The organism is Sphingobacterium sp. DR205 (assembly GCF_011064245.1).
GTDB lineage: Bacteria > Bacteroidota > Bacteroidia > Sphingobacteriales > Sphingobacteriaceae > Sphingobacterium > Sphingobacterium athyrii.
In genome coordinates, this window is sequence record NZ_CP049333.1 from 5,757,695 (window position 1) to 5,772,784 (window position 15,090).

The following is a 15,090-nucleotide window of genomic DNA, read 5'->3' on the forward strand; positions in this document are numbered from 1 at the left end:
GCAAAGATACCTTTTTTTATACATATTTATAGAATCAAGTATATTTTTCATCCGTTGAGAGTTGTCTGATGAAAAATTTTGCTATACACATGAGACACAAGCAGAAAGCATTTTCATTTTCAATCCGCTACGGCATAGGAAAAATGTTTCTGGTTGCGGGTCACCTTATCCATATCCCAGGCAATCTTACCTTTAAATTCTTCCGAACGTATCGGACAGTTCGCCACTTGGCAATAACGGCAGCATTGTGGGAGACAGGGATCCGCGTGGACAAAAAACTCAGTACGCACCGACATTTCCTTATTGACAATCTTATCGACAGCAGAAATTTCATCATGAACTTTTACCAGGTCGAAGTAGCTTGGCAAAGTGAGGTGACAGTCGACATGCAGTTCGTTGCCATAGCGCTGCACCCGAAGATTATGCACGTCAATCCACTCAGCCTTACGATTACGTTCCAAAATCGCTACCACATCCTGCACAAGCTCGGTATCTGATTCATCCATCAGTCCACCGATAGACTGCCGAAGTAATTTATAGCCATTAAACAAGATAAATAGCCCCAATATAATAGAGATTACCACATCGATCCATTGGAATCCCGTTAGTTTCATCAGGATTAAACCCAATATCAAACCAATTGTACTGTAAGCATCCACTTGCAGGTGTTTACCATCGGCAATTAGGGTAATGGACCCAAGGGCACGTCCCCTTTTCATGATATAAAATCCCACAGCAAAATTGATCAACGAGGTGATTCCGATCAGATAGATCCCCTGTTCGAGATGAGTAATCTCTGCCGGAAAAAAGATATTATAACAGGCTTTGGCTAAAATAATCGCTCCAGCGATAAAAATCAGTCCCCCCTCAAGGAAAACAGAAAAGAACTCAACTTTACCGTGCCCATAGGGGTGATTTTCATCTTTAGGCTGTGCCGCAAGATAAATACTATAGAAAGCGAAACCAGAAGCGATCACATTGACGATGCTTTCGGCAGCATCTGTAAAGATGGCGCTGGAATCTGTCAAAAAATAAGCTACGAACTTAACAATCATTAAGCCTATTCCTGTAAACAGCGATAATAAAACCAATCTTGTTTGTCTCGACATGACCTGTATTTTGTAGGGCAAAGGTAAAGATATAACGCCAAATCAAATTGATTAGTTTTACACATCAACATCAAAAAGATGTCGCTATTGACAGGCTAAATCGCGACAATCGCTTTTTTGTTAGCAAAGCCCCAATAAAAACGGTACTTTTCTTTGTAAATTTTCAAAAATAAAGACAATTATTTGCAACGTATATAATATCTTTGTCTTACCATGAGCACATCATCATACTTATCAGACAGGATAAATAATTTGTCCGAATCGGCCACACTTAAAATGACCAAGTTGGGCCGCGAATTAGCAGCAAAAGGCGTTAATGTAATCAGCCTTAGCGTAGGTGAACCTGATTTTAACACTCCTGAACATGTAAAAGATGCAGCAAAGAAGGCCTTGGATGAAAACTGGACACGTTATTCGCCAGTACCAGGATACCCTGAATTGCGTCAGGCGATCGTAAATAAGCTAAAGACAGAGAATAATCTGGATTATGATATTTCGCAGATCGTTGTTTCAACAGGTGCAAAACAATCCCTGTCTAATGTGATCCTAACGTTGATCAATCCGGGTGATGAGGTAATCATACCTACACCATACTGGGTATCCTACTCCGAAATGGTTGTTTTAGCAGAGGGAAAATCGGTATTTATCAATACAGAAATCGACAATAACTTTAAGATTACGCCTGCACAATTGGAAGCGGCCATTACGCCAAAAACCAAATTGTTTATGTTCTCTTCACCGAACAATCCAACAGGAACAGTTTACAGTAAAGATGAATTAGCAGCATTGGCTAAGGTTTTCGAAAAGCATCCACAGGTATTTATTCTCTCTGACGAGATCTATGAGCACATCAACTTTGTGGACAAACACGAATCCATAGCACAGTTTGACAGCATCAAAGATCGCGTTATCATCATCAATGGTTTTTCAAAAGCCTTTGCGATGACAGGCTGGCGTTTGGGGTATATTGCGGCCAACAAAACTATTGCGGCAGCAAATGATAAATTACAGGGTCAGACAACTTCAGGTACTTGCTCGATTTCACAACGTGCAGGTATTGTTGCATACGAACAGGGATTAGCGTCGGTCAATAAAATGAAAGAAGCCTTTGCGCGTCGTCGTCAATTGGTTTACGATCTGTTGAGCGATATCCCGGGTGTACGTACCAATCTTCCAGAAGGCGCATTCTACTTCTTCCCAGAAATTTCATCCTTCTTTGGCAAGAAAGATCAGGATGGTAATATCATCAAGAACTCATCTGATCTAGCTTTATATCTACTGAATGTTGGTCATGTCGCTACTGTAGGCGGTGATTCATTTGGTAATGACAACTACATTCGCTTATCGTACGCTGCCTCAGACGAAAGTCTGATCGAAGCATTAAAGCGTATCAAAGCAGCATTAGGCAAATTAGCATAAAATCAGTATTCACTATAAAAAAGGCTGTTCAACAAAGTTGGACAGCCTTTTTTTATCAATCTCAGTCTTATCAATCCCACTGTATTTTCCACAGCGTTATAATCCGATAGGTTCTCTTATTTAATATGTTCCATCACTTCAATAAATTTTCTTCCCTTGTTCTTCGGGTCAAAAAGCATTTTTTCTACCTTATCCAGTTCAAGAGCCTCTAAATGGCCAGGCAGCATACTCTCTTTCATCAATCTCAGTAATTGGGCCCAGTCGGCACGATTAATGCTATGCTGGATCAATTGCATCATCTGCACGGTATTACGGTATTCCTTTCCTGCTTTCAGTTCTACTACCATATCCATCCAGTCACCGTAAGTGAAAACGCTGTTTTTTTCCCGTTGCAGTTGCAATGCTTTCATCTTGACTATATCATAGCCCAGCAGCATTTCCGTGACAGAATCAATCTCCATACAGGCAGCAATTTTTTTATAATCTTTTGGGAACTCTACCCGCGCATCGTCATCCAGGAGCTTACAGAACGTGGGCACCTCCTTCTTTAGAGAATCACAGTCTTGCTGTGCCTGCAGCTCTATTGTCATCATCATTATCAGTGCGATCGTTAAAATCCGTGGATAAATAGATTTCAGTTTCATGTTCCGAAGATACCCATTTCCCAGAAATATCATTCCCAGCACATAATTTTCATTGATTTTAGCGCTTCATATAAATATTTATTACATTTACCTTTATGAGTATTTTAACAGAAAAATTCAAAACGAAGCACGATACCGCTCCGTTTTCACAGATAAAAAACGAAGATTATATCCCCGCATTTGACGCGGCAATCAAAAAAACAAAAGATGAAGTTGACGCCATCGTCAACAGTTCCGAAGCACCCACCTTTGACAACACCATTGCGGCGATGTCTTATTCGGGGCAAACGCTGGATAGATTATCCAGCATCTTTTTCAACTTACATTCTGCGGAGACCAATGATGAACTTGAAAAAATTGCGCAGGATGTCGCGCCTAAATTATCCGCTTTGGGCAATGACATCACGTTAAACTTTGATCTCTTCAAACGCGTAAAAGCAGTTTACGATCAAAAAGATCAGCTGTCGCTTACAGCAGAGCAGGCCACTCTATTGGAAAAATCCTATAAAGATTTTGTCCGCAATGGAGCACTACTGAACGATGAGCAGAAAGAACAGTTACGTGCAATCGATGCCGAACTATCGCTTTTAAAATTAAAATTCGGTGAGAATGTCCTAGCGGAAACCAATGCCTATCAGCTCCTTGTTACCGAAGAGAAGGATCTAGCCGGACTTCCGGAGGGAGCCATTGAGGCAGCCCATGCTTTGGCCAAAGCCAATGAAAAAGAAGGTTGGCTATTTACCTTGGATTTTCCAAGTTACCTTCCTTTCGTCACTTACGCCGACAACCGCGAATTGCGTAAGGAGATTACCTTGGCGGCAGGAAGAAAGGCCTTTCAGGACAATGAATACAACAACGTCGAAAACGTTTTGAAAATCGTAAAACTACGTTTTGAACGCGCTAAATTATTAGGTTATGCGACCCATGCAGATTTTGTATTAGCAGAACGCATGGCGCAAAATCCAGCGAAAGTAACCGAATTTCTGAATGATTTGCTTGGAAAAGCAAAACCCGCGGCACTGGAAGAGTTCGCCGAATTGGGTGCTTTTGCCAAGAAACTGGACGGCATTGAACAGCTGGAGAAATGGGATGGCGCATACTATGCAGAAAAACTAAAGCAGGAACGCTTTAATCTGGATGATGAAAAGCTTAAGCCCTATTTCAAGCTTGAAAATGTGCTACATGGTGCATTTGAGGTTGCCCACCGACTATTTGGCATCAATTTCAAAGAAGTCAAGGACATTGAAACCTATCACGAAGAAGTACAGACTTTTGAAGTTACTAAAGATAACGGCGAGCTCGTCGCTATATTCTATGCCGATTTCTTTCCACGCAAAGGGAAACGAAATGGTGCCTGGATGACTTCCTTCAAACCACAGTATGTTAAAAACGGCAAGCAAGAACGCCCGCATGTATCCATCGTATGTAATTTCACACGTCCCACGGCAACGAAACCTTCCTTATTGACCTTTCAGGAAGTAACGACACTATTTCACGAATTCGGCCATGCTCTGCACGGAATGTTGGCGGATACGATCTATCCGACTTTATCCGGTACATCTGTCTATTGGGATTTTGTTGAATTGCCAAGCCAAGTAATGGAAAACTGGTGTTACGAAAAAGATGCATTGGAATTGTTTGCCAAACATTATGAAACCGGCGAAGTGATCCCAATGGAACTGGTGGAAAAAATCCGTGAGAGCGCATCTTTTCTGGAAGGAATGGCGACGATGCGCCAGTTAAGCTTTGGTTTATTGGATATGGGCTGGCATGGACAGGATCCAAATGCCATTGCTGACCTGAAAACATTCGAAGATGAGCAATTCGCATCCACCAAGTTGTATCCCGATGTGAAAGAAAATGCAATGAGCACCGCCTTTTCCCATATTTTTAATGGCGGCTACTCTTCAGGCTACTACAGCTACAAATGGGCCGAAGTACTGGATGCAGACGCGTTTGATTATTTCAAACAAAATGGCATTTTCAACGCTGATATTGCCCATAAATTTCAGGACAACATCTTATCCAAAGGGGGAACAGAACACCCAATGGTGCTTTACAAGCGTTTTAGAGGTCAGGAACCATCTGTTGAACCCCTACTCAAACGGGCAGGATTGATTAAATAAATAAAAAGCAGCCCTAATTTTATCCAGAAGGCTACGGATACATAATATTTTCGACTGGATTGCTTCACAAATGATCATGTATTTTGTTGGTTTATCAAAAAAATCATATCTTTGTAACACATAATTGGGGTTGACCGGAATTGACAGGATGGAGACGGTTATGTAAGCATGTAGTGCGTTGTTAGTAGAGCACTTTAATCTGAACTTTCAGAATTATAACTGGCGAAGAAAACTACGCCTTAGCTGCTTAAGTTAGACTTAACATAGCTATTTGTCCCGTTAGATCCTGTTCTTTGGTTTAACATTCGGGGCATCGAACGATAGAACTGGCAAGTGTGATGTTGCTAAGCACTTGTGAGAAACAGCAACTACGGCGTACGGTATAGGTAAGCGACTCACCTTCCCTCGCCCGACAATTAAAGAGAAGCTAAACATGTAGAAAGCGTATACAGTACCATGACTGGACGAGAGTTCGAATCTCTCCAGCTCCACTTGACGGGATAATTGAAAAATTATCCCGTTTTTTTGTATAATCAAGAAAACCTTTTTCTCTCATTTTCAATTCATTACGATCAAAAGGTTCTAAAATATAAGGAGTTCGATAGATACTGTTTTCATAGTATAAAAAGTCGTCGAACACCATTTTTAATAGTTCCTGCTTTTCTATTGTGTTGGCTTCGTTATAAACGTAATTTAAGTCCGACAAATAGAATAATTGATTTTTTAATAATGAATAGGTCTTATCCTCATCATGGTTTAACTTGTTTATTTGATCTTTTAAAGAAGCTTTTTTTATTGTCAATTCATTATGCCATCTTTCATAAGTGTCATGTTGAATTTTATTAGTAATCCATTTTTCTTCAATTGATGAAAGCTTTTCCTTTGTCTGTTCAAATTCTATTTTGCGTTGTTTTAATAATGCTTTATGCTCTTTCAAAGTCCTTTCCATCTCGATCTCGCTCTTATCTTTTATACTAGATATTAATTTTTCAGGAAGACTCATTAATTCTAAAGCACCGGATAATTGTCTGTGGGCTTTTTCAGCATTTATATTATTATGAGCACTAGCCGTGCTACATTTATAGTAATAATAGTATTTTCCCATTTTTCCTTTACTGGCAGCGCCAGTCAATAACTTACCACAATGGCAACGTAAAACTCCTCGCAAAGGAATTTGATCGTCATAAACTTTCCTTTCTTTAGATCCTCTTTTTAATTTTTCATTTACTAATTTCCAAGTAGTCGCATCAATAATTGGCTCGTGATTTTTTAGGGGAAATAATCCACCCGGATTTTGTTTCCATGCTTTGACATGTTGATATCCATAGTACAAAGGATTTGTAAGTATTCGCTCAACCGCAGTAGTTGCCGTTCTTTTTAATCCCATTTCTATAGCCTTTTCCTTGATTTTGTATAAAGCAACTCCCGATATATAAGCATCATAAATATATCTAACGACAATTGCTTCATTTTCATCAACCACTAGGCGACGTTCCTCATTCTTACCCTCCTTTTTATAACCAAATGGAGCCCGCCCGCCTTGGATCCACAACCCTTTAACTGCTTTAGCTGTATAGATTCCTGCATTTATGTCATTCTGTCTTTTTATATTTTCTGAATTGCCCATTAAAAATTCAAGTCCCATTATAAAGAATGAATTATGATCCATACAATCATAAATTGATCCTCTACTTGCGCTTACAATTCTAACATCGTAAAGCGCCTGAATCTTGGTAACCATATTTATAGCGTCTCCCGCAATTCTACTAAATCTTGTTAACTCAGCTACAACCAAGTAATCAATTTGATCATGATTTTTTTTAATAAATTCAAAAAGAACCCTAATATCAGGCCTATCAAAGTTTCGTGCAGTATGTCCCTCGTCGATAAATGTATCTACTATTTCCACTCCACTGTTATTCATCCATTGACTTGTAATTAAATCCTGACGTTCGATACTGTGTAAACTCTGACCGTCACTGCTGAATCTTAAATAGCGTATACCCTTTTTCATTTACCTCTTTTATTACTTTGTTTATCAAAATCTTAGATATTAAATTTACCAATTTTTCTTCACTATTTATTTTCATTTCTGCTATAATAATGTCTTTTTTATCCATATTACCAAGATCATTGTCGTCTTTTAAAGCTGTATTTTTTGACATAGCATATTTTTAACTGAAATTGTATTACGAAATGTTTATTATGTTTTTCACGGCCCATGCCGCTCTTTATGAAATGATCAGAGTATCAAAAAAGAGAATTATTATTGAACCTCAAGATCCGATCATGAAAATGCCTTTTTTGTTATTTTTGAAGAATATTTTAAAGTATAGAAGAATCGCTCTTCTTATGAAGCAGTAGGTAACTTCGTATATAATGTTTATGAAAGGGAAATGGAAAAGTTTGCAGCTGGTATTAACTTACCAATAGTAACGATCGAAAATTTCAATCCAAATTTCTAGTTCCCTGGATGTGAGAAAATTCCCGCAGTAAGGTCTTAGAAGAAGTTTAGAAAAATTCTATTCAAAAAGGTCTCAGGTATTTTTTATCAAATTTCGGTATTGTACCAAGTCAGTCTTTAAGTGTTATAATATTTAAAACCCTTCATGAAATCGAATTACGCGAATCTCCTAAAAAATAATGGATCTAAGCTTATTGGAATACCAAAAAATCCATATTTGTAATATACCAAAGGTGTGGCTAGTCCTAATATATTACAGTCTTTCTAACTTTAATTGATGGGTTTCGAGCAAATAAATTGCGAGGGTAGATGCAGATCCTACTGCAAGTTTAGCATGTCGGGGTTGTAAACCTTTAAATTTCCCAACTTTACCGTGTCCACTGCCATATTCATTTCTAATTTCTCCAATTCCCTGAACTACAGAACACAAACTTCCAAGTATCTGTTTTATAGAAGTCGCTGCTTTTGTTTCATTAGGTATATCTTCTGGAGTTAATTTTAAGAGTTTTGTGGTTTCTTTCATTAATTTCGTTAAGTCCCAATTTTTATCATAAGATTGCGATCTTTCCTCGAAAATTGACTTACAACATGTCTCTATTAATTCTTTAGCTAAACCTATTGAAATATGAGGAGCATTTTCAATTGAACTTTCCATAAGTGTAATTTGTTGTGAAACATACTGTTCGTTTAGAATCAATTTAAGCTCGTTTCCTTTTCTTTCGATTGTTTCTTTTCCCATTAGTTTTGGACGACCAATAAAAATTGGCTTTCCAGAAATTTTGGTCTTTTCAACAATTTCAAAATTATCATCACTTAAATTGTCATTATATATTTGAAGCATTCTATTTACCTCTGTGCTATCTGCCCTTACGATAGGATGTATCATTTCGCAAAGAAAATTTAAGAAAATAGCATCGTCTCCTCGTAATAAATTAAATCGTTCATCATTGAAAATCCAATTGTCCGTCCAGTCATTAGGATTATTTACTCGATGTTGCCAAATATCCCCTTCTGCATTATCAAATCGGTGGTCATTTGATGGCATATTTTTGAGATCAAAGATTCTACTTAAGAATTCTGTTTCATCAAGTCTTCCTGGCCACCATAAATTTTCAACTTGCAAAAAATCAAAAATATTCCTTCTTGTAATTTCAGATATTTGAGTTTCCATAAAACAAACTATAAATTTTAAATGAATATAAAATTTATAATCGAATTCTCATCTCACAAAAGGTTATCACTTGATAGATCCAATTGCTTCCTATTTACGACCTACCTCTTTTAATTTGTTCATTGTTTAAATCCAAATTGATTTGAGCAGTAATATTCTTTTGAGGTTGGGCATATTGGCCTTTTTTAAGACCAGAATCCAAAAGAAGTTTTTCAGGAATATTTGAATTTAAAATAATTTTATCGGACCCTAGTTTTGGAATAATTTTATCCCTTATCAAATTCTTGATATGTTCGATCCCCTTAATATTACTTAGGAATTTTTCCATCGAGTGATTGAAAGTAAAATAAGAATACGAATCATTTGGAATACCATAAGCAATTCCATTGTCGGTTATTTTAGCAAGTTTCTTATTAAATTTTTCGAGGTCCTTTTTCTGTAAATGATCGTAAAGCAGATCATTAATTTTTTCCTCTAAAGCCATATTGATAAAACGATCATCTGGTTTCTTAAAAGATTTTGTGTGTTCTTCGGCTTGTTTTATAAGTTCTTTTCCTTTTGCATCTTTATGATAATAGTCAGTCGAACCACCATGCCCTGCATTTTTGGCATAACCAGCATGTTTACCATTGATATATAAAGACGCTGTGAATGCTTCTGTTTCTTCGCTTAATGAAGGAGAATGTTTAATATTTTTAAGTTCAATATTCATAAAATATAATTTTAAAAGTGAATAAATACATAAGTTAAAACGCAGATAATAGTCAGCCATCATGGGAACTAAATACTATAAAGCAGTAAATAATTTGTGGAAATTCAGGAATCCCTTAACCGGTTTATGAGTTCGAAGGGCGATCCGTTTACCGGAAATCACCTCAAAGTAGTTTAGAGAAAACTTCTCAACCGGTAGCACAAGACTTTGCGAGCCAAATTCTATTTTTATCAGATCATCATTGATCTGAAATTTTGAGTCAATAGTACGGCTCCAAAGAGCAATCTTGCAGTCGAAGATTTTCCCAATCAAACTATTTTCAGCTATAAGATGGATTTTCGCATTAGGGAACTCATTTGTGAGTTCCCTATAATTTTCTCTACTTGGTAGAAATCCTACCGAAGCAAAAGCAATAGATACTGTCTTATCAACATACTGTGGAAAAAGATGTGCAAAACACAAGATCTCCGTACAAGATGAAGCGAGAAACAAATGAGCTACAGAAATTGGTATTTGATAATAAGCTTTCCAGATACCACTTGCGACCTCATTAACATACCCGTTGTAATTCCAAATTTCCTTTGGCTGATCTGAAAAATATCTATAGCTGAACTCAAAACCCGTAGTGGATTTTTCAAAAAATGGTTCAAAGAATCGGATCACATCCTGATCCAAATTATCCGCATTCATTAACGGGACGATGAGCGTCCATATCCTCTAGACTCTTGATTTGGGATATGCTTATTTATTAATTGCTGGATGGTAACATTAGAATCCACTACATTTCCTTTTTGTTTCATACCAGCAATGGCCTGATTATACCCATTAGTATAACCTTCCGATTGAAATTTAGCAGCACGGTTTTTCAGGGCCTGAATTCCCCTATATACCAGGTAAGAGATGCCTGCATCAAACAAGACAGAAATTGCGAGTCTTTTATTGTCAGATTTTAATCCCTGAGGATTAAGCGCTGTATGCTGAAACCTGGTACCATCGGATAATTCCACAATATGACCATTTTTAAACTTTTCCTTTTGCTCTTCGGTAAGCGTCTCTGAATTTACCGTTAAAGGAACGTTTACCTTTTCAGGATCATAGGAAATAAACTCTTTGGTCTGTTCATCGTATTCGATGATTATTTTCCTGACCTTGCCTTTTTGTACTTCTTGTTCCTTTGAAATATTGTCAATCTCTCCATTTTGAAGTTTCTGGCTTTCGTTTTCATCCAGAAGCTCATGTGCTTTTGCCACCTTATATATTGGATGAACGTTCAGGCTCACACTTCCATCCTGATTTTTCTTTAGAGATAGTTTCGCATCGAGTTCGGGAATAGAAAGCCCATCAAATTTAAGATCCTTAAAATTTGTCATTTCGGTCCTTCTACCCGTAAGAAGCGCATTGATATTGTCCCTGGAAAGAAGTATTCGTCCCTGAATATATAGTCCTAATTTTTCAAGTTCACCAAGGGGAAGTTCGTTGTCTTTAAATTGATTCATGCTATTATAGTATTAACGTTTTAAACCATAAGAAGCTTTTTGAACTTCTTCATTACTATTAGAAATTGCTGGAGATTTTATATCATTGCCGTTTTTGACATCCAGCAGGGATTGGTAGAGCCTGTCGTTTTTAGAGAGTACAAATTTCTTTCCGTTGTCCTCTACTTCCATCTGCAGCCTTCCTCTTTTCAGTTGACTGGTTACTTTATAAACAGTCTCCTTGTACGGAATGATATCGCCAATAAAGAGCTTGGATTCATTTTTTTGCTGGCTTTTATTAGTGGTATACTGGTTAAGTTCACGTTTACGCTCAAAATCCAGCAGATAAGAAAATATCTTTTCCGCATCCGTTGCCGCCGCATGGATTTCATAAGGATTATTTTTTAAAATTTCGATCCACCCTTTTACATAAGCAACATGCTGGCCCGGATCATGACCGATCTTGAACTCATCTCCGATCAACATCGAGGCAATCTCGGCCCTTAATTCTTCCCGTGCATAGCCTTCACTCCCAAATCTGTTAAAAAGGGACCTGTTGAGCCTGTCCTGATGTCCAGTCCAATGTCCAAGCTCATGAAGGAGAGTAGCATAATAGCGGTCAGGAGAGGTAAACTGTTCTTTTAAGGGCATCGTTATACTGTCAGAACGGAGACTATAATACGCCTCATCACCTTTTCTGTGATTGACCACCGCACCGGAAAGGAGAACCAGATCTTCCGCACGGACTATTGGGTCCCAATCAGATTTCAATTGGGGCTTTAACTCTAATTTGGGAATTCCACTGACCTGTTCAGCGTTAAAGACCCAAGCCGCTGTGACAATGGCACGTTCCAAAGGTGTCCTTACTTTTATGCTTTTACCGTTTTCATCAAGGACTTTTTTCCCATTTTCATCTAATTTTGGGATAAGATCATGGGTTTTGACAAATTGAACAAGCGTACCTTTTTCACCCTTGTTTATTTTCCAGCCTTTGGAATCAGCTTGCTTAAAAGTCAACCATCGGGGGTCTTCCCTACCTGAATTCAGCAATGAAAAGATATTGATTCCTTTATATCTATTTCCGGTAATTGCATTATAAGGCAGACTGAAATCAGTTGAAGCGGAATTCCAAGGTTTCTGCCAAGGAGCTGTTCCTTTTTCCAGTTTTTCGATGAGGGTTGCGGCAACCTGTTCGTGCAGTGATTTTACCTTATTGTTCATCCTCCTCTCCTCCCTCGCTATTTTCCTCGTTAAAAGGAAATTCGTCACCATAAGATATACCGTATATGACGGCCTCTTCGGGCGTAAGCCCAATTTCTTCGCCTTCTTTCAGAATTCTAAGTTTCTCGTTAAGGCTTTCAAAAGATTTATTCATTTTTTTGCTCGTTTAAGGGATTTAAGCTTAATTCATTGAGTTTTTTTAGAAAAAGAACGGGGTCAATAAATTGACCCCGGATTTTAACTGAGAGATGGAGATGCTCTCCGGTCGCCAGACCTGTTCTACCGCTTATACCAAGAAGATGACCGGGCGGTAAACATTCGCCTTTTTGGACCAATAGTCGAGATAAGTGCCCGTATATAACCTGGATATCATCACCGGATTCTATTACCAGAAATTTACCCAGCGTAGGACTTTCCCCGGCATTCACCACATATCCTGAAATTATATTAAAGATGGGTGAACTTCTGGCGGCAAGATCTACACCGTTATGATGAATAGGTTTTAATTTTTTGGGATGTACCCTAAAACCGTAAGGCGACGTGACCCGCATTTTTTCAAGCGGGAGACTAAAATCTATGGATTGCCCAACTGCATTTAAGGAAATAAAAAGCAATAAGAATATCGAGATTATTGGACTACAGTAAACTGGATACACGGGGCAACGAATATTATGCATAATGAAGTTAAACGGGTGATCTGAAAATTATTCCAATGATTTTTTGTATTTATCCGTTAAGGATTCGGTCTCGATAGGCTGCGTATACCGAAATCCTGTAACCGCTTCAACAACTGAATTAACCTCCTCTTTGATCTTTTTGAAATTTGCCAGCAGTATCTGTTCTTTTCTCTCTCCAAAATCATAGAATATGGGCAATTCTCTATAATACTGCTCTTCCTGTTTTATCGCTCCAACATCAATATTTATCCGGCAGTTAACAGCTGAGGTCCTAAATTTTCCGGTAAATTTCTCTACTGCATCAGAAGCGACGAGTCCTACCATCTGGCCAGCAGGAAGTGCTGCGATTTTACCTGCAGGGATAAGAGGTTCGAGTTTTTCTGACAGGGATATGGAAGTTTTATTCCTGTCGATACTAAGGCTTTCGCTCTGCTGTTTTACTTTTCCAAAGATCCGTTCCAACCACTCAAGTGTATCTTTGTTCTGTACACTTCCTGATAGAACGTTTCCCACGACTGAAGTAATCGTCGCGGATGTTTCTTTGCCATACTGCTGCTGGAACTGCTGTAAGCTCTGGATACCCAAGACTGTCGCCACAAGATTACTTCGAGCCTGGCTAAGGACCTGTTCTATACGGTATAAATATAAACTTGGAGCCTCATCAACGACTATTCCAACAGGAAGGTTTCCTTTGGAATTTACCAGTTTTGTAACACGGTTCACGACAACGGATAAACATGCGGAATTGATACTCTGAGTAGCGGGATCATTAGCCAAGATCAGTATTCCGGGATATTTGGGATTACTGACCTTTAATTCAAAGTCATCTCCCCCAAACACCCAGAACGTTTCTTTTGTCGCCAGCCTGCTGATAAAGATTTTTAATGTTCCGACCTGTCCCTCCAGCTGCTCAAAAGCACGAGCCTTATAAGCTGTCATAAAGGGAGACAGAAGCGAATTAAGTTCGTCGTTGCTAAAGAGCGTGTCAAAAACATCTTCATAGGACAGGTTCAAAAATGCCAGAACATGTGGCAAGGTCGAATAGCGTCCATTTTCATACTTACAAAAGAAGTAGATACAAGCCGTTAAGAAATTTACAGCAGATTGGGTAAAAAACTGGTCGCTTCCTCCGCTCTTATCACCCTTTTTAAGGGCCTCTACCAAAGCCTCGGCAGTTTCGTTTGCATCAGCAAGGGTCTGCAAATATTCCGGCTTAAATGGATTTGCTCGGCGGCTTCTGGATGGGTCATTCAGGTTAATGACATGAAATTCATAATCCAGCATTTTTCCTTCCTGTTTCGCCAGCAGGTAATGATAGTAGGCAATCTTTCCAAGATCAGGATACTTTAGATCATAAATACACATGGTGAATGAATTGGCGATCATCTGCCTGATAATTGGCATAATGACCCCAAAACTTTTACCACTTCCCGGAACTCCGCAGACCAAACAGCCCCTAAATAAGTTTTCCAGTGGAATATAGCCTTGATTAACCTTTCCCTTATAATAAAACAACATTGGAATATTGACAGAATAAGGTGTGATTTTCGCCTGGGTGGGCTGCATAAAGGATTCTTCCTCGATATTCCATTTATCTTTCCCTAATCTAGAGCTGATAATCTTTGAAATGTTGTCTAGTGCAACATGGATCAGGACAATCCCCAGAAAAGAGCTGAATACATAACCAAGATCATAATAATTCAGCCCATATAGAATCGGTTTCCCCTGATGACCGTGCAGCCATACCGCAAGCGCAATTATTATGAATCCAAGCGTGAGGGGATAAACAATTTGGTTCTTGGGGTTTAGATCTTTCTTCTTTTTACTCAGGGTACCAATAGAAACCAATACGACCAAAAAGACAGTAAATAGCTTACTGGCCAGCAGCCCCGAATAAAAAGGCATCCTTGCCAACTTGGTTGCAAAAAGTAAATTTGTCTTGTTTAGAATCCCATATTCAAGGGATTTCTCAACATAAAGAAAGAGATAGAACTCTAGAAAAATGGAAAGATAAATGGCAAACTGGAAGAATCTATAAAGGCCCTGCTGCTCTTTTGTTTCTTCCATATTTT

13 protein-coding genes and 1 other RNA gene are annotated in these 15,090 nt (G+C 38.4%); 3 read left to right on the plus strand and 11 right to left on the minus strand.

Features of this window, described 5'->3' with window-relative positions; genetic code table 11:
* Window positions 1-119 precede the first annotated feature (119 nt).
* Entirely contained in the window at window positions 120-1,109 is a 990-nt protein-coding gene (locus G6053_RS24610) for a cation diffusion facilitator family transporter (RefSeq protein ID WP_108636415.1), read from the minus strand.
* 213 nt (window positions 1,110-1,322) lie between these two features.
* On the opposite strand from G6053_RS24610, the gene G6053_RS24615 reads away from it, so the two are divergent.
* Window positions 1,323-2,528 carry a pyridoxal phosphate-dependent aminotransferase gene (locus tag G6053_RS24615; RefSeq protein ID WP_241254829.1) on the plus strand — a complete coding sequence of 402 codons (1,206 nt, stop codon included), beginning with the start codon at window positions 1,323-1,325 and terminating at the stop codon, window positions 2,526-2,528.
* A 116-nt stretch (window positions 2,529-2,644) separates the two neighbouring features.
* Here G6053_RS24615 and G6053_RS24620 read toward each other — a convergent pair whose 3' ends face one another.
* Window positions 2,645-3,124 carry a hypothetical protein gene (locus G6053_RS24620; RefSeq protein ID WP_206531818.1) on the minus strand — a complete coding sequence of 160 codons (480 nt, stop codon included), beginning with the start codon at window positions 3,122-3,124 and terminating at the stop codon, window positions 2,645-2,647.
* Window positions 3,125-3,267: 143 nt separating this feature from the next.
* On the opposite strand from G6053_RS24620, the gene G6053_RS24625 reads away from it, so the two are divergent.
* Together G6053_RS24625 and ssrA are read left to right on the plus strand one after the other, a co-directional pair.
* Window positions 3,268-5,298, plus strand: a complete 2,031-nt coding sequence (locus tag G6053_RS24625; protein WP_165308852.1) for a M3 family metallopeptidase — start codon at window positions 3,268-3,270, stop codon at window positions 5,296-5,298.
* 126 nt (window positions 5,299-5,424) lie between these two features.
* Window positions 5,425-5,792, plus strand: a transfer-messenger RNA (tmRNA) gene (ssrA, locus tag G6053_RS24630).
* A 1,482-nt stretch (window positions 5,793-7,274) separates the two neighbouring features.
* Here ssrA and G6053_RS24640 read toward each other — a convergent pair.
* From G6053_RS24640 to G6053_RS24680, 9 genes are all read right to left on the minus strand, one after another.
* Window positions 7,275-7,463 carry a hypothetical protein gene (locus G6053_RS24640; RefSeq protein ID WP_165308853.1) on the minus strand — a complete coding sequence of 63 codons (189 nt, stop codon included), beginning with the start codon at window positions 7,461-7,463 and terminating at the stop codon, window positions 7,275-7,277.
* A 552-nt stretch (window positions 7,464-8,015) separates the two neighbouring features.
* A complete protein-coding gene (locus G6053_RS24645; RefSeq protein WP_165308854.1) occupies window positions 8,016-8,933 on the minus strand; it encodes an abortive infection family protein in 918 nt (305 codons plus the stop codon).
* 94 nt (window positions 8,934-9,027) lie between these two features.
* Entirely contained in the window at window positions 9,028-9,645 is a 618-nt protein-coding gene (locus tag G6053_RS24650) for a hypothetical protein (RefSeq protein ID WP_165308855.1), read from the minus strand.
* A 75-nt stretch (window positions 9,646-9,720) separates the two neighbouring features.
* A complete protein-coding gene (locus tag G6053_RS24655; RefSeq protein ID WP_165308856.1) occupies window positions 9,721-10,335 on the minus strand; it encodes a hypothetical protein in 615 nt (204 codons plus the stop codon).
* The gene (locus tag G6053_RS24660; RefSeq protein ID WP_165308857.1) at window positions 10,335-11,141 is read right to left on the minus strand and encodes a DUF4099 domain-containing protein; all 807 of its coding nucleotides are present in this window, start codon (window positions 11,139-11,141) and stop codon (window positions 10,335-10,337) included. The genes G6053_RS24655 and G6053_RS24660 overlap by 1 nt, the downstream gene beginning before the upstream one ends.
* Before the next feature lie 12 nt (window positions 11,142-11,153).
* Window positions 11,154-12,341 (minus strand): zincin-like metallopeptidase domain-containing protein, encoded by a 1,188-nt coding sequence (locus G6053_RS24665; RefSeq protein WP_241254830.1) that lies wholly within the window; start codon window positions 12,339-12,341, stop codon window positions 11,154-11,156.
* Window positions 12,331-12,495, minus strand: coding sequence for a hypothetical protein (locus G6053_RS24670; RefSeq protein WP_165308859.1), 165 nt, complete (start codon window positions 12,493-12,495; stop codon window positions 12,331-12,333). The genes G6053_RS24665 and G6053_RS24670 overlap by 11 nt, the downstream gene beginning before the upstream one ends.
* Window positions 12,488-13,018, minus strand: coding sequence for a M23 family metallopeptidase (locus tag G6053_RS24675; RefSeq protein WP_165308860.1), 531 nt, complete (start codon window positions 13,016-13,018; stop codon window positions 12,488-12,490). The genes G6053_RS24670 and G6053_RS24675 overlap by 8 nt, the downstream gene beginning before the upstream one ends.
* 27 nt (window positions 13,019-13,045) lie before the next feature.
* A complete protein-coding gene (locus G6053_RS24680; protein WP_165308861.1) occupies window positions 13,046-15,085 on the minus strand; it encodes a type IV secretion system DNA-binding domain-containing protein in 2,040 nt (679 codons plus the stop codon).
* Window positions 15,086-15,090 lie beyond the last annotated feature (5 nt).